The 24,309-nt window shown below is 47.5% G+C and carries 21 protein-coding genes and 1 riboswitch; of the genes, 10 read left to right on the top strand and 11 right to left on the bottom strand.

The window, feature by feature from the left end; genetic code table 11:
- Nucleotides 1-153: 153 nt before the first annotated feature.
- The 3 genes from AEA42_RS15085 to AEA42_RS15075 all read right to left on the bottom strand — a co-directional run bounded on the left by AEA42_RS15085 (nt 154) and on the right by AEA42_RS15075 (nt 5,365).
- The gene (locus AEA42_RS15085) at nt 154-2,115 is read right to left on the bottom strand and encodes a TonB-dependent receptor (protein WP_055648149.1); all 1,962 of its coding nucleotides are present in this window, start codon (nt 2,113-2,115) and stop codon (nt 154-156) included.
- Between the two features lie 108 nt (nt 2,116-2,223).
- Nucleotides 2,224-2,453: riboswitch (cobalamin riboswitch) on the bottom strand.
- A gap of 134 nt (nt 2,454-2,587) precedes the next feature.
- Nucleotides 2,588-4,030, bottom strand: a complete 1,443-nt coding sequence (locus AEA42_RS15080) for a hypothetical protein (protein WP_055648148.1) — start codon at nt 4,028-4,030, stop codon at nt 2,588-2,590.
- A 3-nt stretch (nt 4,031-4,033) separates the two neighbouring features.
- Nucleotides 4,034-5,365 carry a DUF3592 domain-containing protein gene (locus AEA42_RS15075; RefSeq protein WP_055648147.1) on the bottom strand — a complete coding sequence of 444 codons (1,332 nt, stop codon included), beginning with the start codon at nt 5,363-5,365 and terminating at the stop codon, nt 4,034-4,036.
- Nucleotides 5,366-5,569: 204 nt separating this feature from the next.
- Here AEA42_RS15075 and rihA point away from each other — a divergent pair, with 204 nt between their 5' ends.
- The 3 genes from rihA (at nt 5,570) to azu (ending at nt 8,103) form a co-directional block, all read left to right on the top strand.
- A complete protein-coding gene (gene rihA / locus AEA42_RS15070) occupies nt 5,570-6,526 on the top strand; it encodes a pyrimidine-specific ribonucleoside hydrolase RihA (protein WP_037414420.1) in 957 nt (318 codons plus the stop codon).
- An 18-nt stretch (nt 6,527-6,544) separates the two neighbouring features.
- The gene (gene rbsK / locus AEA42_RS15065) at nt 6,545-7,456 is read left to right on the top strand and encodes a ribokinase (protein ID WP_055648146.1); all 912 of its coding nucleotides are present in this window, start codon (nt 6,545-6,547) and stop codon (nt 7,454-7,456) included.
- Nucleotides 7,457-7,626: 170 nt separating this feature from the next.
- Nucleotides 7,627-8,103 (top strand): azurin, encoded by a 477-nt coding sequence (gene azu / locus AEA42_RS15060; protein WP_055648145.1) that lies wholly within the window; start codon nt 7,627-7,629, stop codon nt 8,101-8,103.
- A 143-nt stretch (nt 8,104-8,246) separates the two neighbouring features.
- Here the strand turns inward: azu and AEA42_RS15055 are convergent, their stop codons facing one another.
- Nucleotides 8,247-8,552 (bottom strand): DUF3622 domain-containing protein, encoded by a 306-nt coding sequence (locus AEA42_RS15055; protein ID WP_037414426.1) that lies wholly within the window; start codon nt 8,550-8,552, stop codon nt 8,247-8,249.
- Between the two features lie 350 nt (nt 8,553-8,902).
- Between AEA42_RS15055 and AEA42_RS15050 the strand changes: the two genes are divergently transcribed.
- The gene (locus tag AEA42_RS15050; RefSeq protein ID WP_055648144.1) at nt 8,903-10,171 is read left to right on the top strand and encodes a glycerophosphodiester phosphodiesterase family protein; all 1,269 of its coding nucleotides are present in this window, start codon (nt 8,903-8,905) and stop codon (nt 10,169-10,171) included.
- A gap of 85 nt (nt 10,172-10,256) precedes the next feature.
- On the opposite strand, the gene AEA42_RS15045 is transcribed toward AEA42_RS15050, so the two are convergent.
- Entirely contained in the window at nt 10,257-10,823 is a 567-nt protein-coding gene (locus AEA42_RS15045) for a phosphoribosyltransferase family protein (protein ID WP_011624046.1), read from the bottom strand.
- A gap of 320 nt (nt 10,824-11,143) precedes the next feature.
- Nucleotides 11,144-12,910: an alkaline phosphatase D family protein gene (locus AEA42_RS15040; RefSeq protein WP_055648143.1), complete on the bottom strand. Its 1,767-nt coding sequence runs from the start codon at nt 12,908-12,910 to the stop codon at nt 11,144-11,146.
- Between the two features lie 265 nt (nt 12,911-13,175).
- On the opposite strand from AEA42_RS15040, the gene AEA42_RS15035 reads away from it, so the two are divergent.
- Nucleotides 13,176-13,601, top strand: coding sequence for a CBS domain-containing protein (locus AEA42_RS15035; RefSeq protein ID WP_037414382.1), 426 nt, complete (start codon nt 13,176-13,178; stop codon nt 13,599-13,601).
- Nucleotides 13,602-13,679: 78 nt separating this feature from the next.
- A complete protein-coding gene (locus AEA42_RS15030; protein ID WP_055648142.1) occupies nt 13,680-14,285 on the top strand; it encodes a DUF4274 domain-containing protein in 606 nt (201 codons plus the stop codon).
- A gap of 27 nt (nt 14,286-14,312) precedes the next feature.
- Here the strand turns inward: AEA42_RS15030 and AEA42_RS15025 are convergent, their stop codons facing one another.
- Nucleotides 14,313-15,674: an MATE family efflux transporter gene (locus AEA42_RS15025; RefSeq protein ID WP_055648141.1), complete on the bottom strand. Its 1,362-nt coding sequence runs from the start codon at nt 15,672-15,674 to the stop codon at nt 14,313-14,315.
- A gap of 340 nt (nt 15,675-16,014) precedes the next feature.
- Between AEA42_RS15025 and AEA42_RS15020 the strand changes: the two genes are divergently transcribed.
- Entirely contained in the window at nt 16,015-16,929 is a 915-nt protein-coding gene (locus AEA42_RS15020; RefSeq protein WP_037430742.1) for an alpha/beta hydrolase, read from the top strand.
- A 94-nt stretch (nt 16,930-17,023) separates the two neighbouring features.
- On the opposite strand, the gene AEA42_RS15015 is transcribed toward AEA42_RS15020, so the two are convergent.
- Nucleotides 17,024-17,506: a cupin domain-containing protein gene (locus AEA42_RS15015; protein ID WP_037430745.1), complete on the bottom strand. Its 483-nt coding sequence runs from the start codon at nt 17,504-17,506 to the stop codon at nt 17,024-17,026.
- Nucleotides 17,507-17,783: 277 nt separating this feature from the next.
- Here AEA42_RS15015 and AEA42_RS15010 point away from each other — a divergent pair, with 277 nt between their 5' ends.
- Nucleotides 17,784-18,692 (top strand): GGDEF domain-containing protein, encoded by a 909-nt coding sequence (locus AEA42_RS15010; protein ID WP_037430746.1) that lies wholly within the window; start codon nt 17,784-17,786, stop codon nt 18,690-18,692.
- Between the two features lie 83 nt (nt 18,693-18,775).
- Here AEA42_RS15010 and AEA42_RS15005 read toward each other — a convergent pair whose 3' ends face one another.
- The 3 genes from AEA42_RS15005 to AEA42_RS14995 form a co-directional block, all read right to left on the bottom strand.
- The gene (locus tag AEA42_RS15005) at nt 18,776-20,962 is read right to left on the bottom strand and encodes an OsmC domain/YcaO domain-containing protein (protein WP_055648140.1); all 2,187 of its coding nucleotides are present in this window, start codon (nt 20,960-20,962) and stop codon (nt 18,776-18,778) included.
- Between the two features lie 217 nt (nt 20,963-21,179).
- Nucleotides 21,180-21,422 (bottom strand): hypothetical protein, encoded by a 243-nt coding sequence (locus AEA42_RS15000; RefSeq protein WP_055648139.1) that lies wholly within the window; start codon nt 21,420-21,422, stop codon nt 21,180-21,182.
- A 102-nt stretch (nt 21,423-21,524) separates the two neighbouring features.
- Nucleotides 21,525-21,914: a ribosome recycling factor family protein gene (locus tag AEA42_RS14995; RefSeq protein WP_047538769.1), complete on the bottom strand. Its 390-nt coding sequence runs from the start codon at nt 21,912-21,914 to the stop codon at nt 21,525-21,527.
- 289 nt (nt 21,915-22,203) lie between these two features.
- Here AEA42_RS14995 and AEA42_RS14990 point away from each other — a divergent pair, with 289 nt between their 5' ends.
- Together AEA42_RS14990 and AEA42_RS22715 are read left to right on the top strand one after the other, a co-directional pair.
- Nucleotides 22,204-22,449 (top strand): DUF3297 family protein, encoded by a 246-nt coding sequence (locus tag AEA42_RS14990; protein ID WP_011624059.1) that lies wholly within the window; start codon nt 22,204-22,206, stop codon nt 22,447-22,449.
- A gap of 356 nt (nt 22,450-22,805) precedes the next feature.
- Nucleotides 22,806-23,714 carry a nuclease-related domain-containing protein gene (locus AEA42_RS22715; protein ID WP_055648138.1) on the top strand — a complete coding sequence of 303 codons (909 nt, stop codon included), beginning with the start codon at nt 22,806-22,808 and terminating at the stop codon, nt 23,712-23,714.
- Nucleotides 23,715-24,309 lie beyond the last annotated feature (595 nt).

Below are 24,309 nucleotides of genomic sequence, written 5' to 3'. Positions count from 1 at the left end.
CCTAAAGATGATGTGCTTTACAGTATAAGCAACGACTTAGCCTATATTACACCCGTAAAAATGATTTTTCTCTGCACCCAACAGCAGAAATAACAAAGCCAGACAACGTCTGGCTTTAAAATGCGCTAAATCACTTAATTATCAGGATTCGGCTTAGAAGCGGTAGCCGACAGTCAAGCGAATATCACGGCCTCGGCCTGAGTAATAGCTATCACCCCAAATGCCACCGTAGTAACCCGAGCTAACATACTCTTTATCAAACAGGTTATCGATACGCAGGCTCGCTAACCAAGCATCACGGGTATAGTTAAGGGCTAGATTACCTAAAACATAGCTAGATAATTTATCGCCTTCGTTGCCGTTATCGCCTTCAATAAAACGATCGCCCGTGTAAATTGCCTCAGCAAATACTTGGAAATGCTCGGCAAAATCCATGCTGACATAACCGCGCCCCGTATGCTCCGCAACCCAAGACAATTGCTTGCCATCATTCACCCCATCGGTAAATTCGGCATCAATATAGTTATATTCCAAGCCTAAGGTGAGGGCTTGAGTGACCTGCCAATCCCAATCGGCACTCGCGCCATAGCGGCGTGAAGCATCGGCATTGACGTTGGCGCCTTGGAAGCTGCCACCAACAGGTTTTTCCGCACTCGGGTCGAAGACAATTTCATCTTCTAAATCGAGGCGATATAGGCTGACGCGTAGGCTTTGGCTAGCCACAGTCCAATCCCAACCCGCCTCATAGGAACGGCCTGTCTGTGGCTTTAAGCCATAGACATCTTTCGGGGTGTAAGCTTGCTCATCGACCTTAGCAAAGCGGAAGTTTTCATCGCCACGTAGATAGAATCTGTGCTCGGCGCTCGGACGGTAATTTAAACCGAACTCGAATGCGGTCGCATCTTCATCTAAATCGATGCCGTTTGGATACACATTGCCATCGACCAGATCGTCGGTCACCCGCGCATAACGGCCGCCCACTACATAGCTTAAGGTGTGGCTTAATGGCACAGTGGCTTGCAGGTAAGCACTTTGCATTTCCTGCACATTGCTGCGCGCCATAGAGTCAAACTCGGCCTTACCGCGGCTGATATCCAAACCTGTCACTAGGTTTAGCTCGCCTTGACGGGTGCTGTAATTGGCGAGCGCCTTAGGGCTAAACATCAGCAGTGAGCGAGTATTTTGGCTACCCGCCCCCCAGTTTAATGAGGTCACTAAGGTATCGCTGTAATCTAGATCCGCCGCTAATGCCCAGTTTTGGTTAAGCTGATGCTGATAGCCCGTACGCGCCGCAGTGGTCATCTCATGGACATATTCGCTTTTATTGGAAGACTGGCGTGGGTCTTCTTTGAACTGATTTACGGTCAACGAGCCCGGATTTTCGCGGTCATCATCGTAATAGCTGGTTTCGACAAAGAACGAATCAGTCGCCGTTTTATATTGAATGCGGCCAAGGATAGAACCCGTTTCATTGGCGTTATGCTGACGATAGTTGTCACCTTGGTTGTAGCTTCCGGTCAAGAAATAGCGCCAATCCTTGTTGATCGCGCCAGACACATCGCCGCGACCTTCATAGGTATTAAAGCTACCGCCGGATAATTGCACGCTGCCGCCGGTATTCTCAGGCGATTTAGTCACAATATTGATCACGCCACCCACGGCTTGATCGCCATAGAGCACGCCCGCACTGCCGGATAAAATCTCGATGCGTTCAACCTGATTTAAGGGAATTGCATTCAGGCTAGGCGCAGCAATATCGATGTTATTTAGGCGGCGACCATCGAGCAAAATCAAGGTGTTGTTTACCGCAGCGCTGGCGCTAAAACCGCGCATCGCAAAGCTAGTACCAATATTGTTATCCGAAATTTGAATACCGCTCTGACCACGTAAGACGTCAGTCAAATTAGTCGCGCCACTCATTTCAATCGCCGCAGCATCAATCACATTCACATTAGCGGCAATATTTAACGGGGTCTTATCAGCACGGCCAATCACCACGATATGCTCATCGACGTTGGCGGCATGAGTTTCATCGGCAGCCACAGCGGGCGCGATCATTGATACACTGCAAAGGCTGCCAATCAGCAGCGCAATTTTGGTTGGATGTGTTCCCATTTTACCTTTAACTCCTACAAGGAAAACGGGGCATTAGCGCCACGATACCGTTGATTCAGTAGAAAACACTGATAGTCACTATCGCATTTTGAGATCTGCCCACCGAAATCTCAAAAACACCTTTAGGGCCGGTCTCCGGACTTAGGCTATATCCATCTCAACTTGAGATGAACGCGAAACTGACCTTTACACACTCGATTACAGGGCTCATCGTGAACGCCTGTCAAATGCGGTCGTCTCTCACCTTTTACCGTTGCGGGGGCAGTGCCAGAATTTCACTGGCTTCCCGATTATCTCGCGACTTCATCATCGCAAGCACCACAGAAGGTTGACTCAAAATTAGGTTCAAAGGGCGTCAAACCTGTTAACGCCCAACAAGGCTCAGAATATTAAAGACCTAAGCGCGCGCATTATAGACGTCTATACGGATGAAAGTCCATTAATCTCAGATTGGCGAGAAAGCTCAGATGAGTTAGAAAACGCCATCCCAGTTTTTTGCCGCAGGTTGGGGTCTGTCTTTACTTAAAATCGCCTGACGCTGCTCAGGGGTTTCGCATTGGGCAACCGGGCTTAAATCCAGCGGCTTAATCACTAACGAGTCAGCAGGTTGCACAGGCGACTTGTCGAACATGGGCAAATTCATCGACCAAGAGACCAGCTCCCCCTTTTCGCTAATGCCAACATAACCGTCATTTGCGCCATCTAACCACGTGAGACGCGGAATACGTGCCATTAACTTTTCCACATTATCACGGTTGGCTCGATATCCAACGGGCACCACTTTGCCATCGGGACGCGTAAACACAAAGGAGGATGGTCCTTGCGTAATAACACTGCCTTCCTGCCAATATTTATCAAGAATCTCTTGGGCATAGTGAAACCCAAACATATACGCGTAGTCAGTGTCGTCGGCCATAATTTGCGGCACCGCCTTATCCCGCAGTAATAAAAAGCCTGAGCCGATACTGATAATCTCCTTCACGCCTGTAATGTCGGTTTTTTTAATCCAATCGACGCCACAGTTAATCCCATCGCCCCAAAAATGCGCATCCCCCGTAGGACTTAACACCGCAAATGCGCAATTGTTTGCCGTCATACTCGCCACGTCTTTTAAGGCACTGCGGATAGGATAAGTATCACTGCGCCAGCCCCAACTCACTACTGAGCCGTCCTTTTTCAAGGCGGCATAGGTGTGTTGAAAATATTCGATCTTCGCCACATCCGTAAGCTGAGGGAGCAACTTTTTCATATTGGTCGACTCTTCAATCTGGCCCCAAATCACTGCACTGCCCTGTTTTTTGAGGGCGACAAAACTGCGTCCCTTAGCAAAGATATCAATGACATCAACTAATTGATCCTGCACATGCAAGCTATTGCCACCGTAAGGGCCATAACCCCAAGTGTGTACCTTGCCTGTGGCATCTAGCGCGGCAATGGCCTCTTGGTTGGCGAATAATTTAGTAATATTAGTCATGCGGTTTTGTAGGGCTTTGTCGAGGCGATATTTACCCACATTGCCCCAGAACACCACAGTGCCATCTTGACGTAACGCGGCAAACCCATCTTTAATCGAGACGATTTGCTTAACTTGCTTAAGCTGCTCAGTCACCTCGCGGCTATCGCCACCAGCATAGCTATCACCCCAAGTGATCACCTCACCGGATTGTGTTAACGCCGCAAAGGCCGAACTATTGGTGACCACAGTCTCGACAGCGGGTAAATCACAGGGAATATGGCGGTACTGTGGACTCGGATTTTCCTTAAATTGGAGCAGTTTGCCGTTATCAAACTGCAATAAGGCTTCCTTATCATTTTCGAATACGGTTACGGGTTTCGGCTGACTACAAGCCGTTAATTGTAGGGCGATTAAGGCTGCTACCAATGCCAAAGGGCGAGGAATTGAATAAGACTGCATAACTTATTTCCTTGTCGTTGCTGAAAACGTGAGTTGTTGAATATGTTGCGCTACGTTATCCGATAATGACTCGATTATCGGCCTCAATGCGCACTGAAAACCATGACTCGTATCTAACCGAGATAATAATACTTGTGTATTTTTATCAATCACCTGCGCGCTATCGAGGCTGAGTGTTTGCAGCGCCATTGTCTGGCCAAACGCCGCCAAGATCCGCGCTTGCACGGGGCTAACCATTTGCTCCGGCGCACCATGCGTATTATCGAGTACCCATCTAACTAACCAAAGTAAATATTCGATGCGGGCAGCAACGTCGACACAGCATTGTTTTTCATCCTCCAAACCAAAACTGAGCTCTTTGGCATAACAAAGTGCCTCCAATGCCTTGAGCTTTTCTGCCGATAATGTCAGTGCCAAAGGGAGCTGATAAGTGCGAGTTATCAGTACAAAGGTTGCCAAGGTTCTTGCCGACAAAGCTTGATTGCTACGGGCTAACATAGCTAGCGCCAAGTCGTGAAACCCTAAGGAACTCAAGCGATAAAAGCTAATCATCACAATGGATTCATCTATCGGTTCTAACTGTTTTTTGCTTGGCACAGATTGCATTTGGGCAAATAAGGCAACAAAACGCGGGTATAACTCACTGCAATGGCCGATATGATCGGCTGCTTCCCATACCAGAATATTCGCGGCGGGGTGGCACCTGTAGGTTTCAAGCAGATTGATAATCCCAGCGTAATCCTGCTGCTGTCCTAAACGCTTGAGCATTGGCACATAACGACACTCGGCCCAACGAGTTCTGAATAAGTTCAAACAGAAATAACCGACAAACAAGCCAAATAATAAGCCTGCGACACCAAAGCCAACGTCCAGTTTGGCGCGATCGCGGGTTAATTCAAGATTGGCGCTCGCCCGTGTTGGTGCATCAGGCAAGTAGCTCACAGCACTTTGCGCATAGTTGGGCACGAATGCCCCCAGCGTATCATCCTGCGGCGAGACTAATTGATAAGTTGCACGGCAATCCACACCATCGAGATCCCACTGACGAATTTCCTCGCCCTCGGCGGTGTGATACTCCACCAAACACACCAATCTTTGGCGAGAGATGCCGTTCGAACCTCGTTCACTCCGATACTCAGTGTCAATCACTCGGCCAATGGCGACAGCACCACGTTCTACAAGTTGATTGGCCAACGACCACTTTTGCACGCCTTCCCACAGAAATAAGGCGGCAAAACTAAAAAGCAGCAGAGGGATACAGATTAAGAGTATTTCTAACCACCCCAAAAAACGAGTGGAGGTACTCGAGGTTAATTGACTAGGATTCACCAACACGCCAGAACGTCCTTATCATTCCATGATATTTAAGGCATTGAATATCTATCTTTATTGTGCCTAAAGCGGGCGCTATTGTAGCAGCTTATGAAGAGAAATCAGAAAATGCTCACAGTTTATTGTAAAGACACAATGAGACTCACTGTCTTCAAGTTTTAGCGTGCTATTCTAAGCCTCCATTGCGCTGTTTAAAGGAGTAACAGTATGACTCGTCCTATTATTCTGGATTGCGATCCTGGCCATGATGACGCCATTGCGCTCATTTTAGCCCTCGCCCATCCAGAGCTCGTTCCACTCGCCGTCACCACCAGCGCGGGTAACCAAACCCCCGATAAAACACTTAATAACGCCCTGCGGATCTTAACCTTATTAAATCGCAGTGATATTCCGGTCGCGGGCGGTGCGGTTAAACCCTTAAGCCGTGAGTTAATCATTGCCGATAATGTCCACGGCGAAACCGGACTCGACGGCCCAGTATTACCAGAACCCAGCTTTACGCCACAAAGCATCAATGCCGTTGAGTTGATGGCGCAGCAGCTGCGTCAAAGTGATAAGCCCGTGACACTGGTTCCCACAGGGCCACTTACCAATATCGCGCTATTACTTGCAAGCCACGCCGAATTACACGCCAAGATCGAACGCATTGTATTGATGGGCGGTGCAGCGGGTGTCGGCAATTGGACGCCTGCCGCCGAGTTTAATATTTTTGTCGACCCAGAAGCCGCCGATATCGTGTTTAAATCCGGTATCCCTATTACCATGTGCGGCCTCGATGTAACACATCAGGCACAGATCATGGATGAAGATATCGAACGTATTCGTGCTATTCCCAACCCTGTGGCTAAATGTGTCGCCGAGTTACTCGATTTCTTTATGATTTATCATAGGGATCCCAAATGGGGATTTGTGGGTGCGCCGCTGCACGATCCCTGCACTATTGCTTGGCTACTCAAACCTGAATTGTTTGATGCCCAAGACTGTCGAGTAGAGATTGAAACCCAGAGCGAATTAACGCTGGGGATGACGGTAGTCGACCGCTATCAGCTTACGGCTAAACCTGCGAATGCCACTGTACTGTTTGGACTCGACAGACAAGGCTTTGTTGACTTGTTAGTTGACAGCTTAGCGGCCTACACTCCAACGTATCTCAACCGCAGATGACACTAAGGTGAACCTTCCATGAGCCATATTCTTGTTATCGGCAGTGCCAACGCCGATCATGTCATGAATTTTGAGTATTTGCCCGCTCCCGGACAAACCCTAAAAAGCCGAAGTTATCGGCTAGAACATGGTGGCAAGGGCGCAAATCAGGCCGTCGCTTGCGCTCGCCTGTGTCTGCCCGATTCTCGCGTGGATTTTATTTGCCATGTAGGCCAAGACGGTATCGGTAATGAAATGCGCAATAGTTGGCTCAAGGACGGTATACAAGCTGATGGCATCACTCAAGTTGCCAATATGAGTACAGGTACAGCGATGATTTTTATCGCTGAAAATGGCGAAAACACGATTGGGATTGCCGCTGGGGCTAATGCCCACCTCAGCCCTGCCGAGTTAGAAAAACATTACGCCCTGTTTGCCAATGCACAATACCTACTGATCCAACTCGAAACACCCACTGAGACGGTGAGTAATGCACTGCAAATGGCCAAACGTCTTGGTATCACCACAGTGCTTAATCCTGCGCCAGCGGCCACTCAGGAGCTGGACTACCTCAAATGGGTCGACATTATTACTCCCAATGAAACCGAGGCCGAAGCCTTAACGGGTATAGAGGTCAAGCATGAGGAAGATGCCAAACTCGCCGCCCAATGGCTACATCAACAGGGGATTGCGACGGTAGTGATCACCTTAGGCAGCAAAGGTGCATTTATCAGTAGCGCAGGCTTTACCGGGCTAATTCCGGCACTTGAAGTACAAGCCATAGATACAGTCGCCGCTGGTGATACCTTCAACGGTGCACTGGTTGTCGGCTTAAGTGAAGGTATGTCGATTGCCGCCGCCGTCGGCTTTGCCAATGCGGCATCGGCGATTACGGTTACCCGTGAAGGCGCACAACGCGCCATTCCCTACCGCAACGAAGTGCCGCGTTAATGCCTGATGAGTGCGGCAAATTGTCGCACTCAATCTCTTTCAACCAAAAGTTGTATATACATAATTTACATACCGAATTCATTCCCATTTAATGAATTCAACCTATGCTGAGCAGCGCATACTCGAGTCAAACGGCTCGATCCACCTTGTTCAGAATAAGGAAGTACCAGATGAAAGCGAAAAGCACCACTTTCCGTAACATGACTAGCGCAAGCCTACTCGGTCTAGGATTATTCGTCGCCAGCCAAGCGAGTGCTAACGAATGTGAACTAAAGATTGCTGCGACTGACGCAATGCAATTTGACACTAAAGAGCTATCTGTTCCTGCTACCTGTAAAGAAGTCACACTGACCCTAACGCACACTGGTACCCTGCCCAAAGCCGCTATGGGCCACAACTGGGTATTAACTAAAGCCGCAGATATGTCTGCCGTTGCGACCGATGGAATGAGTGCTGGTGCCGATGCAGCTTATGTTAAAGCCGGTGATACCCGTGTTATTGCTCACACTGCGTTAGTGGGTGGCGGTGAATCTACTTCGATAAAATTTAGTACTGCGGGTATGAGCCCAACTGAAGCTTACCAATTCTTCTGCAGCTTCCCAGGTCACTGGGCGATTATGCAAGGTAGCTTTAAAATTCAAGGCTAATCCCATTGCCTAACAGCTACTTAGGGGAATACCTTAAGATGGCATAACAAAAAGCGGACCTTGGGTCCGCTTTTTGTTGAATGCAGATTGGCTCATAAGCCAGCTTGCCTTCGAGACTTTTGTTCCGAGATTTCTTCTGCGATTTATTCTTCGCCGAACTCGTCTTCATCATCAAAATCATCGGCGTCAGTTGCCGCTTCCGCTGCTAATGCAGCCGCTAATTTAGCCTTAGCTTGTTTCTCTGAGCGACGCTTATTACGCTCAACCAGTGTGCCTAAAAACACTTGCAGCTCGGCTTGACCCCAAGCTTGTGCCTCGGCCTCAGTCGCAAAACCATCATGGCTTTTCGACACAACCGTCTTAGTCGACGTCATACGACGGGTGATTTCCGTCTTCCAACCATTTTCAGCTTGAGTGACGCGAAAATCGTATTTTTTACCCTTGCTCATTCTGCTCTATTTCCTAAATGATGCTTGCCACGTTTGTCTTATCAAGCGATACAAACGCCATCATAAAACAAAAGGAGCGCAGTTTACTTGATTTCGGCACAGAAAGATCGCTTGCGAGAAAATTTTCATGCTTAGCACTTTCAAATAGCCGTAATAATCCCAAAAGTAACGCGACATGCTAGATGATTTTTCGCCCTAATCTTAGTCCTAAGCTCAATATCAAGCTAGCGTAAAAGCGGCGGGCAAACGGTAACTTTTCTTGTTTTGATCATAAAACTGAATATTTAGTCATCTAGCCATTTTAGAGTTTGAGGTGAATCCATTCACAAAAACTCAATCTAGGAAAGATGATGAAAACCTCTCCAATAACACGCTACATGCTATTTGCCACAACAGCTCTGCTTGCTGGCTGCAACAGTGATACTAAAGATAACGAGACCACAGCACCCACCACTCAAATGGTTGCAGCCCAAGTGGGTGAGCGGCCGCTGTTTCTGGTGCGCCAGATGCAAGACAGCACACTTAAAACCCGCTTAGAACAATGCACCACTGATCATTTTTATCGCAGTGAGTTTTCCATCGGTCATCGCGGCGCGGCGATGCAGTTTCCTGAACACACCAAAGAATCCTACCAAGCGGCTATTGATTCCGGCGCGGGTATCGTCGAGTGTGATGTGACCTTTACCGCCGATAAAGCCTTAGTCTGCCGCCACTCTCAGTGCGATCTCGCCAGCACGACCAATATTTTGGCCATTCCCGAACTAGCCAATAAATGCTCTGTGCCTTTTACGCCCGCCGATCCGGCCAATGGCATTGCCGCCACAGCAACCTGCTGTACCAGTGATATCACCCTTGCCGAGTTTAAAACCTTAAAGGGTAAGATGGAGGGCGAGAATCCCAAGGCCACCACTGTCGAGGAGTTTATGAATGGTACGCCTAAGTGGCGCACGGATTTATATGCTGGCAATGGCACCCTAATGACCCACGCCGAAAGCATTGAGATGTTTAAAAAGGCCGGTGTAAAAATGACACCCGAGCTAAAAGCCGCGAGCGTAGCTATGCCCTTCGATGGTTTTACTCAGCAGCAGTACGCCCAGAAGATGCTCGATGAATATACCGCAGCAGGCGTCGATGCCTCACAGGTCTTTCCTCAATCCTTTATTTTGGATGACATTAAATATTGGGTCGCCAACGCGCCTGAATTTGCTAAACAGGCAGTATTTCTCGATGACAGGTACGATTATAACAACGCCTTCGATCCGCAAAATTCAGCGACTTGGTCACCCTCAATGGCGGATTTAAAGACCCAAGGCGTCGAAATTATCGCGCCACCACTCTGGGTTTTAGTCGCTTTAGATGCGGATAAAAAAATCATTCCATCGGAATACGCTAAGGCTGCTAAAGCCTCGGGACTTAAGATCATCACATGGTCGCTGGAACGTTCTGGTTTATTAAAAAATGGTGGCGGCTTTTATTATCAAAGTATTACCGATGCCATTGATAATGAGGGCGATACCTACGAACTACTCGATGTATTAGCTAAAGATGTGGGCGTGATTGGCGTGTTTTCGGACTGGCCAGCGACTGTGACTTACTATGCCAACTGCATGGATTTATAGACCCAATAAATAGGCGCTATTTCAAAACCGAGAAGCAAAAAAGCGTTAGCAAAAACTGCTAACGCTTTTTATTAACAGATTCTTTTTATTTAAAAAGATGCTGAATATTTTTTAAATCGCCCTTACCTTCGGCAATTTCTTCCGGCGTTAAACCCGTCACTTCATGTGGGAACACTAACCAGTCTTCAGAGGCATGAATATAGTAATCTGGCTTTAAAGGCACAGCGGTATTCTTTGGCTTGTAATAAGGGCAAGCGATACGAATATCCTGCGGCATATTTAAGCGCATCAGTTGGCTTAACTTTTCCTTCAGCGCGTGGATGCTACGGCCAGAGTCAAACACATCGTCCACAATCAGTAAGCTATCGCTAGCATTGGCATTTTCAACAATGTAATGCAGACCATGTACTTTGATTTCTTTGCTTTGCTTGTCGGTACCAATACCGTAGTAAGACGAGGTACGCACAGCGATATGGTCGGTTTCAACCTTCTTAAAGTCGAAAAACTCTTGTACCGCGATCCCGATTGGAGCACCACCACGCCAAATACCCACGATAAACTGCGGACGGAATCCACTCTCATAAACCTGTGAAGCTAACAGAAATGAATCTTCGAGCAGTTGCTGTGCGGTAACGAAATATTTTTCTGACATGACACCGATCCCCATCTTAATTATTGATTTTAGGCGGCAAAGCGTAGCTTTTTACCTAGTAAGGTCTGTTCGGCGTCCAAAACACGAGAACAGCATTCTCTTTATAAGAGTCCTAGCAAGTGTAGGCAGCCGCCGAATTTTGGGAGCGAATTTTATACCAAAAAAAACCACCGTGCTGCAGTAATAGTAATAAGTTGTAGATTAACTGCGGTTTATTTTGCATTTTTAGGACAGAACTAACAAAAACGCGCAAAAAAAGGCCACCCAAAGGTGGCCAACAAGGAACGAGTACAAGCTCAACGCAAAGGATGGAGCTTAAGTTAGCTCACTGGGTTGATAATATGTTCACCGACCTTAGTCATGGCGCTGTAGCTACGGCTGGTCGACTCTTCAAACTCCTTCGCCAGAATCGTGCTGACATAATGCCAGTCGCTACGCACCGCTTCCTTAGTGAAGGTTAAGGTCATAAAACCGCGATCTTTGAGGTTGGTGTATTTCAGATCCGGCACCAACTCGACAATTGCCGCCTCGGTTGCGGGGATCTGCTCCACAGGCAGATTTAAATAGTATTCCAATCCAGGGGATGATACTGAGCTTGTGGCAAACTCCACCCCAACACTATTACCGTTGACGTCTTTAAGCTCATTCGCCCAGGCGTTATGGGTGTCACCCGCGATCACCACTAGGTTGTGATTTTTCGATTTAGCCGTGCCTAAAATCACTTCTCTTTCATAGGCATAACCGTCCCATGCATCCAAATTATAAGGAATAGATGGCAGTTGCAGCAGGGCAATCACCTCTGGCGTTAACAGGGCTTGATTGGCCTGTAAGTACTGTAATTCGGCCGCCGTTAAGGTTGGATCATTTGCCGCTGCGCGGGCCGCTAACTTCGCCAGCGCACCAAGCATGGCGTATTGTGGAATGCTCATTTGCTGGGTGGCAATCGCGGCAGGTAGAGACATTTTGCCCATGAGGATCTGCTGACCCAACACCTGCCAAGTACCCGTGGCTTGCAATAAGGTGCCCTGTAACCAGAGCAACTGGGTTAAACCCAACATAGTGCGCGAGGTCGAAGTTACATCAGCGCGGAAACGCTCGCCATCGAAGGTACCCGTGCTGGCATCCATATAGTCGGCATAGTCGAGCTGCTTATCACGGGCTAACACACGCGTATCGAGCATATGCAAATCAACCAGATTGCCGTAACTAAAGCTACGGTAAATCTCCTCATGGTTGCCCTCGCGCCATGGACGAATCGGCAGCCACTCGAAGTAAGCTTGCAACGCCGCTTCTTTGCGTGCCGCAAAAGTCCCTTCACCTTCGTTATGATTCTCAGCGCCATCACGCCAAGTATCGTTTGCTACTTCGTGGTCGTCCCATACCGTAATAAAAGGCACTTTAGCATGCAGTTTTTGCAGGCTGGCATCGGTATGGTATTGGGCGTAACGGGTACGATAATCGCTAAGTGTTAGTAGCTCATTGGCGGGTAACACTTCTCGGCCAAGCTCTGCCGCATGTTCGCTGGCATAACCACCACGGGCATATTCGTAAATATAATCCCCAAGATGCACCACGGCATCGAGATCATCCTGTGCCGCTGCCAATTCATACACGTTAAAATAACCCGCAGGAAAGTTAGCGCAGGACATCACGGCTAACTTGACTGAACTCACCTCTCCCTCGGGTAAAGTGCGGGTTTTGCCCACGACAGAGGTTTTATCAGCCGTCATAAAGCGGTAGAAATAGGTTTGTCCCGCACGTAAACCACGGGCATCAACTTTAACGGTGTAATCACGATTAGCATTAGTGACCATCTCCCCTGTGGTCACTAATTGAGAGAATGCTGCATCACTGGCGACTTGCCAGCTGACTTTTACATCCCCAGCAGAATCCGGCGTCACGCGGGTCCAAAGGATCACCGCATCCTGCGCTGGGTCACCACTGGCAACCCCATGTAAAAACTGTGCGGGCACAGAGTTATCATCATTACTGTCACTACACCCCATTAGGCCGTAGGAAATCACTGCGGCACCAATACCTTTGGCTGACATGGCTAAAAAATCACGACGAGTCACGGTTCGCTTCATTATTATTATTCCTTTGTTAGGTGTTCACTGGTATGAGGTCTAATAAGGCCCCGATTGTGAGACATCACTGTTACACATTTGTGACATCTTTGTCAGCCTTTTATGATTTCTTTTAATTCATAAGCTTATACTGGATGACGTACTTTATTTGTACAGCACTGGCACAAGCTATGATTAAGCTGCTAACATCGGATCAGTGGCAAATCGCTCAGCGTTTGGCCTAATCAGGACCAAATTCAGGGCATTGTTAAAAAAGGAATTTAGGATGAAAGTCAGCGATATTATGAGCACTGAGGTCATCTGCATCAGCGATGGTGCAAGCCTTAAAGATGCTCACCATTTAATGCAAACCCGTGGCGTACGCCATTTGCCAGTGATTTCTGAAACCGACGGGACATTAGTCGGTATTCTTACCCACAAAAAGATGATCGCCAGCGTATTGTCTATGTTGAATAAATACGGCCAAGGCGCGCTCGATCGCAAAGAACGCTATACCCCCATAGCGACTGTGATGGACAAAGACTGCCAGCAGTTAACTGCGGATGAACCCTTAACCGTGGTGGTAGAATACTTTATCGATAATAAACTCGGTTGCTTACCCGTAGTCGATAACGATAAGAAAGTATTGGGGATTGTGACTTCTTCTGACTTTATCAAGCTGTGCCGTACCCTGCTGCAACAGCAAGCTTAACGCCTAAGACTCTCCAATTCCTCGCCAGCTCTCGCAGAGCTGGCGAGTGTGCTTATTTCAACACTCCCAAGGACGCCTGTGGCCAAGTTATTAACCCAAGAACAATTTATTCGCGCCTATGAATGCGCCGAATTAGGTTGTATTGCCAATCAACAACGACTCGCCCAATTGCTCGCCGATCCCGATTATGACGCTTTACATGAATACAGCGTCTACTTTGGTAAAGTGGCGACACAAATCATCTGTATCAGTGACTTACAAAGTATGGAGGAATTGCATTTTGTCGCGGGCAACCTGAATTGGGATGACCATGATCCCGATATGGTGAGGGCAATTATCGAACATCCACTCTGTGATGCGGGTACCGCCTTATTGCTCTACTGGTACGGACAAGGCTTTTATTACTCCACGCCGGAGACACTCGATACCCCATTTGGACAGCTATTCAAAAACATAACCGATAGATTTATTAAGCGCGGCTATGCCAGTTATAAAATCCATTTTGACCCGATTAAAGAATGTTTTATGCCCTCATTAGAGGATGTGTTGGCGCAAGGATACCAAATTCCCGGTGCGCTTTTTGCCCCCTACAGCACCATGGAAATCGAAACCGATGCAGGGCACCCAAGGTATCTACAATTTAAAAATGAACTGCTGAAATCGGGTAAATGGGGCAACCAATAAGGGTTGACCTTTTATTATCAGAACGATTTAAGCTGAGGTTGCTGGCGGAATACGCGTAAAACGCTGCCAGCGACCCGAGCGCCAACGGTGTACCATAATCAAGCCTCGCACCCACTCGTCGGCCGCAACGGCAAGCCAAGCGGCAAGTACGCCATAACCTAAATGCAGCCCAAAGAACCAAGCTAACAGTACGCCAATGCCCCACATGCTAAACAGGCCCACGCGCACAGGAAACGCCACATCCCCCGCGCCTTTTAATGCCGAAATAATCACCAGATTAAAGACTCGGCCGGTTTCCAGCGCGATAGAGCCCAATAGCAGAAGTGCAGTAAGTTCAATCACTTCAGGATTTTCACTCAACCAACCCACAATGGTAAAACGCTGCCAATAAAAGGTTAACACTATGGCAAGGGAGACGATAAAGCCTACTAAGCAATACTTTTGCACCCGCACAGTGATCTCATCAAACCATTGTTTACCGACGTAGTAACCGGTTTGAATTTGCGCCGCCTGCCCTAGCGCCACCGCAAAACAGTAAATAAAACGGCTGATATTCAAGCCATAGGTATAAGCCGTCAGCGAGAGCGTGCCCATCTGGCTAATAAAATAGATGATGGTCATCTGCGCCACATTGTAGGACAGCATTTCGCCTGCATTAAGCAAACCTATGCGCATCACGCTCCAATAGGTACTGCGCGGCAATAACTTAAGTCGTTGCATTGGCAACGGAATATGCTTACTGCGGATCACTGCCAGCATAATCAAGGCTCCAATCATCTGGCTGGTCACTGTTGAAATCGCCACCCCAGTTACCCCATAAACCGGCAAACCAAAGGGAGAATAGAGGGCAATATAGTTACCGAGCACATTCATCAATCCCGTACTCAATGTGACCAACATAGCCGAGCGGGTAAAACCGTAACTACGTAAGATGGCGGCAAAGGCAATGTTCATCACCAGCCCGATACTCAAACTGCCGCAGATCAGCAGATAATCGTAACCATAGCCCGCAACCTTAGGCTCTAGCGCAAATAAACCGATAATGCCGTGGGCACCGAAAAACATCGATGCGCCCATCACCACTGCTAAACCTAAACTTAAGGCCACGCTGGCGACACCAATATCAGTCGCCTGTTGGGTTCGCCCCGCACCATTATTTTGACTGATCAGAATGCTGGCACCCGTGCTGACCATCATCGACATCACCATCATAAAAAACATCAATTGAGTGGTGAGTCCCACCGCGGCGACGGCATTGTCGGAATACTGGCTCAGCATAAAAATATCGCTGATCCCGAGTAAGGATTGCAGCAAGGTTTCGATAAAAATCGGCCAAGTGAGGGCGACAATGCCCATGCGTTGTTGCAGGGTTTTAGCTGATGTGGCCACGTCCGATCCTTACCGCTGGAAGACAAGTGAAATAGCAATAACACGCCAAGGCTGGCGAGCGGTAATTTTCTTACATTTTTAGATTGTGCTCAATCCTTCATCAAACCTAAAACCTGCCCCTGCAACCGTATTCATCGGGCGAAGCTCAATACATAGGAGTCGCAATACATCAGCAATGACAAATCAATAAGCGTTAATCAATAACTGCTAATCAACTGAAATAGATGGCGTTAATTGCAAATCCCCCATGACACACTACCCTTTTCTAGATTGAGTCGATACACTTTGCCGACCACAATGGGCGATAAACGCTCGCCGAATATATTCAGGGAAACTGCACATGAGCCAACGCTATTTAGAAGACGGAATTAAACAATTGGTGAGCGAGTTTATCGCCGCAGGTTGCCCTTCGGTGCGCGAGCAAAGCCTTGAGGAACGTCGCCAAGGTTATATTGCCAGCACGGTATTGGCTGGCGAGCCGGAGGCTGTGTTTGAGGTCAAAACCTTATCCCTTGAGGGTATAGAATTAACCCTGTTTAAGCCCTCGGCGGATAACAATTTACCCGTGGTTATTTACTATCACGGTGGTTGTTTTGTTAGTGGCGGCATCGCTACTCATAATCAGCAACTGCGTAAAATTGCCAATGATTCCGGCGCATTAGTGGTGGCGGTTAGCTATCGTCTCGCCCCTGAGCATGTGTACCCAGCAGCCCATGACGATGCCTTCAATGCGGCCAATCTCGTGCAGCAACATTGCCAGCAATGGGGCGGTGACAACACTAATATCACCTTGATGGGCGACAGTGCCGGCGGCCATTTAGCCTTAGTCACTTGCCTGCGGTTAAAGGCAAAGGGGGAATGGTTACCTAAAAAACAAGTGCTTATCTATCCGATGTTGGATGCGACCGCCAAGAGCCAGAGTTATATCGACAATGGCGACAAGTACATTATCACCCGCGACACGCTGCTCACGGGCTTTGATATGTACCTCGACTGGCATCCCAGAACCGATGTTGAAGCCAGCCCACTGCGTAGCCAGGATTTAGCAGGTTTACCCGAAACTCACATTATTACCGCCGAGTTCGATCCACTGTTAGATGAGGGCGAGCAGCTATTCCGTAACCTATTAGATGCAGGCGTCGATGCCCATTGCCGCCGCTATTTAGGGGTGATCCACGGCTTCTTCCAACTCGCTGGCGTCAGCCAATCGGCACGTGATGCCATGGTGCAGATAACCCACATTATTCGCACTTAACCTCAGTAAGCCGCATGTCGAGATAAAAGCCATGCGGCGATCGAATCCAGTCAACGAATAACCTATTGCATGATAACGCAATGATCTAACGGCGCTATTTCGCCTCTGGTCGACTCAGCTTGTAGATCACTTCTTTATGCTGCGGATACATCGCCAGCAAAGCTTCTTGGTTAAACAACTCAAAGTCATCAAAGGTAAAACCGGGTGATACCATACAGCCCACCAGCGAGAATCCATCTTGATTCATCGCCGAGCCAAAAATGCAGCCCTTAGGCACTAAAAACTGTGGTCTTTCGCCCGCAGCTAAATCAAGCCCTAACTGCGCCGTGGTCAGCTCGCCTTCGGGGGAAATCATATAAATCGTCAATGATTGCCCCGCATGGAAATACCACATCTCATCGGCCGTAAGTCGATGAAAATGCGACACTTCACCCGTTCGCAGTAAGAAATAAATACTGCTCCACAGCTGACGACTCGGATCGAAGGCCGAATCGGAGCGATAAGACGAACGGTAATATCCGCCTTCTACATGCTGCTCAAGCGCTAAATACTGAATAAAATCATCTGCCGTGTGCATGGCATTTCCTCGTTTTAAATGTTAATGCGCCAAAGTTTACACTCTCACCTAAATGGGATTAACCCTAATTGTTTGCAGATCGAGGATTTGACCACAAAAACCACCTAAACTGATAAAGCTAGTCGACTATTCATCATATTGTTAACAATGCTGAACCCAAGTTTAAGGTTTGAATATCCACAAAAAAAAGCTAAATTCAAAACCAAATGACTGCCAATAATGACATTTGCAGTAGCAAGGATAATGAACACATAAAATGTGTCAGGGAGTAGATTTGATGATCAATGTTGAGCAAATCGCTTTAGTGCTGGACGCCCTACCCGATCCAGCGTTTATCCTTTCCCAAAGTGGTCGTTATATTGCGGTGTTTGGCGGTAAAGATGATCGTTATTACCATGATGGTAGTGGATTAGTCGGCCTATATATCAGTGACGTATTAAACGAAGAAAAAGCCAATTATTACCTCAGCATTATTGAACAAGCATTAATCAGCCGTAAATTGCAGATTGAAGAATATGAGCTCAGTAATAAGGATGTCAAAGGCTTATCCGATCAAGGTCCATCAGAACCCATCTGGTTTGAGGGACGCGTTCAAGCGCTGGATTTTCTTGTTGATAACGAGCCTGTCGTCCTTTGGGTTGCAAGTAATATGTCCAAACGCCATCAGCTTGAAGTCCAGCTACGGCAATTAAGCGATACAGACCAACTCACAGGACTATTTAACCGTCGCCGATTAGAGCGTGACTTAAACCTCCTATTCGATACCTATAGTCGCTACCATGTGCCTGCCTCCATCTTAATGCTGGATCTCGATCATCTAAAACAGATCAATGATCAGCTTGGCCACCATGCGGGGGACAATGTCATTGTGACCGTCGCCGATACCTGCAAGCAGCAATTCCGCAAAACCGACAGTGCCTACCGTTTTGGTGGGGATGAGTTTGTCATCGCCCTACCCGGCGTTGAATACGATCAAGCCATAGTGTTTGCAGAATTTCTCTGCGATTGCTGCTTCAAAGCACTACAAAAACACGCCGTAAATGGACTCTTTGCCACCGTCAGCATAGGCGTCGCCACCATAGAGGCAGACGATAAATCCTATGAAGATACCCTGAAACGCGCCGATGCCGCGCTCTATCAAGCCAAGCGGGATGGCAAAAATCGCGTTATCGCCAATAGTGCTTAAGGCTGTATATCCATGGCAAACGGCCATTAAAAAAGCGAACCTAGGTTCGCTTTTTCTACACATCAACTTCTTAGCTATAGCTATTAGTTCGCCGCTTTGGCCTTGCGGGCGGCGTGCAGTTTTTTATAGCTTTCGATTAAGCGTAAATGCGGCTCAATCCCTTCGAGTTGCATGCTGGTCTTAGTTAAACCGCTAAAGCGGATTTTACCTGTGACGCTACCAACCACTTGTTCCATGACTTCCGCGCCAAACATGCGGGTAAAGTTATGGCTAAAGTCTTCGAGTTCAAGGTCTTCATCCAGCGTCACTTCCAGTACCGCGCTCATTGCTTGGTAAAACAGATTGCGCTTCACGGTGTTGTCGTTAAATTGCAAAAACTCACCGACTAATTCCAGCGCCTCTTCATGCGCGCCGAGTGCGAGATAAATCAGGATCTTAAGCTCGATAATCGTCAACTTACCCCAGACGGTATTTTCATCGAAGACGATACCAATCAGGGTACGAATATCGGTGTAGTTATCGAGCTGACTTTCTTCTAAGCGATTGACTAGGTTAACCAATTGCTTAGTGCTTAGAGAATGCAGATTCAGAATATCTTCACGGTAATCCAGCGCCTTGTTGGTGTTATCCCAAATCAGGTCTTCTACTGGATAAACCTCAGAGTAATCAGGCACTAAAATACGGCAAGCCGATGCACCTAATTCGGTAAATTCGGCAACATACACCTCTTTACCGAGGTCTTCTAAAATGCCGAATAAGCGGTCCGCTTCCTCTTCATTGGTGCCGGAGAAATCCCATTCGCAAAACTCATAGTCATGCTTACTGCTAAAGAAGCGCCATGAGATAACCCCTGTTGAGTCGATAAAGTGCTCAACAAAGTTTTCAGGCTCGCTCACCGCCATGCTATTAAAGGTCGGTTTTGGCACATCGTTTAGGCCTTCAAAACTGCGACCTTGGAGTAATTCGGTCAGGCTGCGCTCCAATGCCACTTCAAAGCTTGGATGGGCGCCGAAGGAGGCGAATACCCCGCCGGTTTTCGGGTTCATCAGCGTCACGCACATGACTGGGAATTGGCCGCCTAATGAGGCGTCTTTCACCACCACAGGGAAGCCTTGTTCTTCTAAGCCCTTAATGCCCGCAAGAATGCTTGGGTATTTTTCTAACACCGACATTGGCACATCTGGCAGAACGATTTCTTGCTCGATAATTTGGCGTTTCACCGCGCGCTCGAAGATTTCAGAGAGACACTGGACTTCGGCTTCTTTGATGTTGTTACCCGCGCTCATGCCATTACTTAAGAACAGGTTTTCAATCAGGTTTGATGGGAAGTACACAGTCTCGCCATCGGATTTACGGGTATAAGGAATCGCACAAATACCGCGCTCACGATTGCCCGAGTTAGTGTCGATAAGATGCGAGCCACACAGCTCCTCGTCGGGATTGTAAATCTCGAGGCAGTAGTCATCTAACAGGCCTGCTGGCAGCGAATCGTCCTCTTCTAAAGCAAACCATTTTTCATTCGGGTAATGCACAAACTCGCTATTGGCGATCTCAACCCCAAAGAATTGATCGTTATAGAAGAAGTTATTGTTTAACCGCTCAATAAACTCGCCGAGGGCCGAGCACAGTGCGCTCTCTTTGGTTGCGCCTTTACCATTGGTAAAACACATGGGCGATGCGGCATCGCGGATATGCAGCGACCACACATTGGGCACAATGTTGCGCCATGAGGAGATCTCAATCTTCATCCCCAAATCGGCGAGCATCGCCGTCATATTGGCAATGGTCTGCTCCAGCGGTAAATCTTTGCCCAAAATATAGGTGCTGCTCTCTCCCGCGGGATGACCCATCAACATGGCATTGGCATCGGCATCGAGGTTTTCAACGGTTTCGATTCTAAATTCTGGGCCAGTCTGCACTACTTTTTTCACTGTGCAGCGGTCGATAGAGCGCAGAATACCTTCGCGGTCTTTATCCGAAATATCATCGGGCAATTCGACATTGATCTGGAAAATCTGGTTATAGCGATCTTCTGGGTCGACAATATTGTTTTGCGACAGGCGGATATTGTCCGTCGGAATATCGCGGGATTTACAATATACCTTCACAAAGTAGGCCGCACACAGCGCCGAAGAAGCTAAGAAGTAGTCGAAGGGACTCGGCGCCGAGCCGTCGCCCTTATAACGAATGGGCTGATCGGCCGTTACCGTAAAATCGTCGAACTTGGCTTCGAGTCTCAGGTTGTCGAGAAAATTAACTTTGATTTCCATTAGAATTTTTCCACTCAATATGCTCAAACGCGGTAATCGCATCCGTTACCGCACAGCATTGCCCTTGGGCGCTATCATCTGGGGGGAATTATCGGTGTTTTTCGACCATTAGTCTTGGGTTAATTATGTTAAAAAAACACCAGCGGGAGTTTTATGCAGTGAGCAGCAAGTAGAACAGTGGGATTTATTGCGGCATTGACTGTGGTTTGGCTAAGGGTTAATGCTCAGCGTCGCCTTGCTTATCCGCCTCGCGCTTAACCAGTAAAAAGGTGAGATACATCTTGGTCGGCAGGGATAACGCCATGCCAACGGCAACGCATACGGCGCTGATAATAATGCCTTTTATGCCCATGGCTTCAACGGTCACATTAAAGTTATGCAGATAAATCCCAAGCGCAATCAGGCATAGCCCTATGCTAATACAGATTTTTAAGAGGGTGATCAGCCTAGCATCCGTCATGGTTTACGCCGCCATTCATAAAATTTGGCTAATATAGTGACCGCTTTAACAGGCGCCTGTGTTGATGCAAATCAAAGGCGGCTCACTCCCACAAGCAAAGCGCTAGAGTTCGGCATCGAAGCGGGCAAGGCGCGCCTCGCTGATGCTGCATTGGGTTTGCTGCATCAGTTCGCCCAAGGTGATGGCGGGGTTTTGGTTGATCAGGCGAACCAATTTTGCGCTGAGTGGTTCAAGCTTATCGGCGTGTTGTAATAAAGCGGTATCGATCTTTTTGATCAGAAAGGCAAATTCGGCAGCATCACTCTGGGCAGTTAACTCGGCGCAGTAGCTTTGAATGGCGATAGCTTGCCCCGTGATACTCCAATTACGGGAGCGGCGCACCCGCTTAAGCTCGCAGCCGTGCTTTAGCGCCATTGCCTGCGCCCGCTTTGCCGCCTCGCGGCCGATACGATGGATAAGTGATGGCAAGGGAATACTGATATCTTCATGCATGGCAAGTTAACTATTGTGCCTTGGGTCTAATATGGGTGAATAACGGGTCGAACTAAGTCGTAAACGTTAAGCGCGAAGCCTTATGCGCGATGCCTTAAGCCAACGCCGCCAGAGTTTACCCCGCGCCGCGTGCGAACAAAAGACGATACAGGCTTATGCAACCACACACACTAAGTGCCGCTCGCCCAAGATAGCGGCTTAGGCGTCACAGACTGACAACAACAGTCCTTGAGCAAGGCGGCGGGATTGCCTACAATAACGCACTTTTTGTTCACTACAGATAACGACCATGACTGACACAACTTCACAACCCGCATTACCGGATCGTCTTTCGGTTAACCCGCGCAGCCGCCACCATGTGGCTGAAGTCTTCCAATACGATGTGGGTATCCGCGTGAACGGTAAAGAACGTTTCGATGTTGAAGAATACTGCATCAGCGAAGGCTGGGTTAAAGTACCAAGCAAATCTTTAGACCGTCGCGGTCAACCTCTGCTGTTAACCATCAAAGGCACAGTAGAAGCATTTTACCGTTAAGCAGCCACTGCTAACGGAAAATAACAACGGCCAATTCAATTGGCCGTTTTTATTTACCCTGCATAACCCCAAAACTCCCCCCAATTCATCACCCCAAATATTCACAAGTTGTTATTTAAAATAAGTATTTGTGATAAAACGCATTGATTACACCACATAACGCAGGTTAAAGTGTGACCACTAAGGGAAATGCAGAGCCACACTCGAACACCCATATCGAGCACGCTATTTAGGGATGAAGCAGCCAATCAATTATCTGACTCCCCTCTTAACAGCCACCTCTGTCACCAAGGTATAAAGCACATTCGTTATATGTGCGTTATGGAATAAAAAACCTTTTTACTTCAAGGATGTAAATGGCAGATTTCGGCAGCAACCTATTATCCGTTGTAATTATTCTATCCAGCCTGTTTGTCGGTGCAGGAGTGTTGCATGTATTTCTTCGCTACCGCGATGCAACGCTAACCCTACCCGTTGATCGTGAGCAGCTAACCCGCATTCCTGCCTACGGCTTACAAAAGCAAATCCAAGATCTGCAATTAGATTTAATGGGTTACATGATGATGGGAGCCATGATCTTTTGCTTCCCCTTTGCACTTAACAGCATTCAAGCACATATTGCAGCAGGTAAATTCCCTTGGATGTTAAGTATTTCAGCGTTAATGGGCTTAAGCTATTGCAGCTTTAAAACGTGGAAAAACTTTTCCAAACTTACCAAATTACGCCTAGGGCATACGGCAGAAATCGCTACCGCCAATGAACTAATCGGCCTACAAGCCTTGGGTTATCAAGTATTTCACGATGTGCAAGCCGACGGCTTTAATATCGACCACCTTGTGATCGGCAAAAATGGCGTATTCGCGATTGAAACCAAAGGCCGCCATAAGCGCAATAAAGACCTACGCCAAACCAATGGCAATGGCAATGGCAAAAAAGGCTATGAAGTATTTTACAAAGACGGGCGCTTAAACTTCCCCTCGTGGACAGAAACCAAACCAATCGAACAAGCGCAGCGCCAAGCCCAATGGGTAAGCCAATGGTTAACCAAAGCCACAGGCTCCCCCGTCGCTGCCACCCCAGCCCTAGTATTCCCCGGCTGGTATGTCACAAGTCAATCGAAACCACCGTTCCCAATCCTTAACCACAAACAATTAGTCGGAACGATCCCGAAACTGAAAACCCAAGATCTTACCCAGCAACAAGTCGACTCCATCATCTACCAAGTCGCCCAAAGATGCCTAAGTAAAAGCGAGGTTGGAGTATGAAAAGAGCTAAAACTTCTAATAAAACTCTCATTATTTTGATGTCACCATAAAAACATTATTAAATACTATTTATAAAATTAATTAAAAAATACCAACCAACAGATTAGAGTAGAATTGAAATGAATTATTTAAATACGAGTTGTTATCACATCTTTATTGACCAAGGTATCTATAAAAAGTTCGAAGGTGACGAAGGTTCCATAGCAAACTTTCAAGATTTTGCTAAGTTAGCAGTAAGTCACACACACACAAATGAAAACACTCAAGAATATCTTTTTAACGAAAATTCCATCATAAAAAATGAGTTCATAAAGTATAAAAATTCACCTAAACACTGGGAGGAATTATGTGAAAAATTTTCATATACCTTACTTAATGCTCAGCACTGAAGAATCCCCTGATGATTTACAAATAAATCATCAAATTAGGGTGGAAGCGCATCTTGTTGCATGATCAAATGGTTTCGCCAAAAACTACACTTGGACAACAAGATGCGCGAAGCCAATATCCTACAACATTCTTTACACCAATACTGCCCAGAACTTCACCTAAAACGATTAAACAGCTTGATGCTGGCCTCTAAGGCACTGATTGA

Source organism: Shewanella sp. Sh95 (assembly GCF_001308045.1).
Classification (GTDB): Bacteria; Pseudomonadota; Gammaproteobacteria; order Enterobacterales; family Shewanellaceae; genus Shewanella; species Shewanella xiamenensis.
Note: the sequence above shows the minus strand (reverse complement) of the source record. Positions and strands in the feature narration are given on the sequence as shown.

Excerpts from the sequence above, each read along its gene's own strand:
- AEA42_RS15085 (WP_055648149.1), bottom strand. The coding sequence starts at position 2,115 with ATGGGAACACATCCAACCAAAATTGCGCTGCTGATTGGCAGCCTTTGC.
- AEA42_RS15080 (WP_055648148.1), bottom strand. The coding sequence starts at position 4,030 with ATGCAGTCTTATTCAATTCCTCGCCCTTTGGCATTGGTAGCAGCCTTA.
- rihA (WP_037414420.1), top strand. The coding sequence starts at position 5,570 with ATGACTCGTCCTATTATTCTGGATTGCGATCCTGGCCATGATGACGCC.
- rbsK (WP_055648146.1), top strand. The coding sequence starts at position 6,545 with ATGAGCCATATTCTTGTTATCGGCAGTGCCAACGCCGATCATGTCATG.
- azu (WP_055648145.1), top strand. The coding sequence starts at position 7,627 with ATGAAAGCGAAAAGCACCACTTTCCGTAACATGACTAGCGCAAGCCTA.
- AEA42_RS15055 (WP_037414426.1), bottom strand. The coding sequence starts at position 8,552 with ATGAGCAAGGGTAAAAAATACGATTTTCGCGTCACTCAAGCTGAAAAT.
- AEA42_RS15050 (WP_055648144.1), top strand. The coding sequence starts at position 8,903 with ATGAAAACCTCTCCAATAACACGCTACATGCTATTTGCCACAACAGCT.
- AEA42_RS15045 (WP_011624046.1), bottom strand. The coding sequence starts at position 10,823 with ATGTCAGAAAAATATTTCGTTACCGCACAGCAACTGCTCGAAGATTCA.
- AEA42_RS15040 (WP_055648143.1), bottom strand. The coding sequence starts at position 12,910 with ATGAAGCGAACCGTGACTCGTCGTGATTTTTTAGCCATGTCAGCCAAA.
- AEA42_RS15035 (WP_037414382.1), top strand. The coding sequence starts at position 13,176 with ATGAAAGTCAGCGATATTATGAGCACTGAGGTCATCTGCATCAGCGAT.
- AEA42_RS15020 (WP_037430742.1), top strand. The coding sequence starts at position 16,015 with ATGAGCCAACGCTATTTAGAAGACGGAATTAAACAATTGGTGAGCGAG.
- AEA42_RS15015 (WP_037430745.1), bottom strand. The coding sequence starts at position 17,506 with ATGCACACGGCAGATGATTTTATTCAGTATTTAGCGCTTGAGCAGCAT.
- AEA42_RS15010 (WP_037430746.1), top strand. The coding sequence starts at position 17,784 with ATGATCAATGTTGAGCAAATCGCTTTAGTGCTGGACGCCCTACCCGAT.
- AEA42_RS15005 (WP_055648140.1), bottom strand. The coding sequence starts at position 20,962 with ATGGAAATCAAAGTTAATTTTCTCGACAACCTGAGACTCGAAGCCAAG.
- AEA42_RS15000 (WP_055648139.1), bottom strand. The coding sequence starts at position 21,422 with ATGACGGATGCTAGGCTGATCACCCTCTTAAAAATCTGTATTAGCATA.
- AEA42_RS14995 (WP_047538769.1), bottom strand. The coding sequence starts at position 21,914 with ATGCATGAAGATATCAGTATTCCCTTGCCATCACTTATCCATCGTATC.
- AEA42_RS14990 (WP_011624059.1), top strand. The coding sequence starts at position 22,204 with ATGACTGACACAACTTCACAACCCGCATTACCGGATCGTCTTTCGGTT.
- AEA42_RS22715 (WP_055648138.1), top strand. The coding sequence starts at position 22,806 with ATGGCAGATTTCGGCAGCAACCTATTATCCGTTGTAATTATTCTATCC.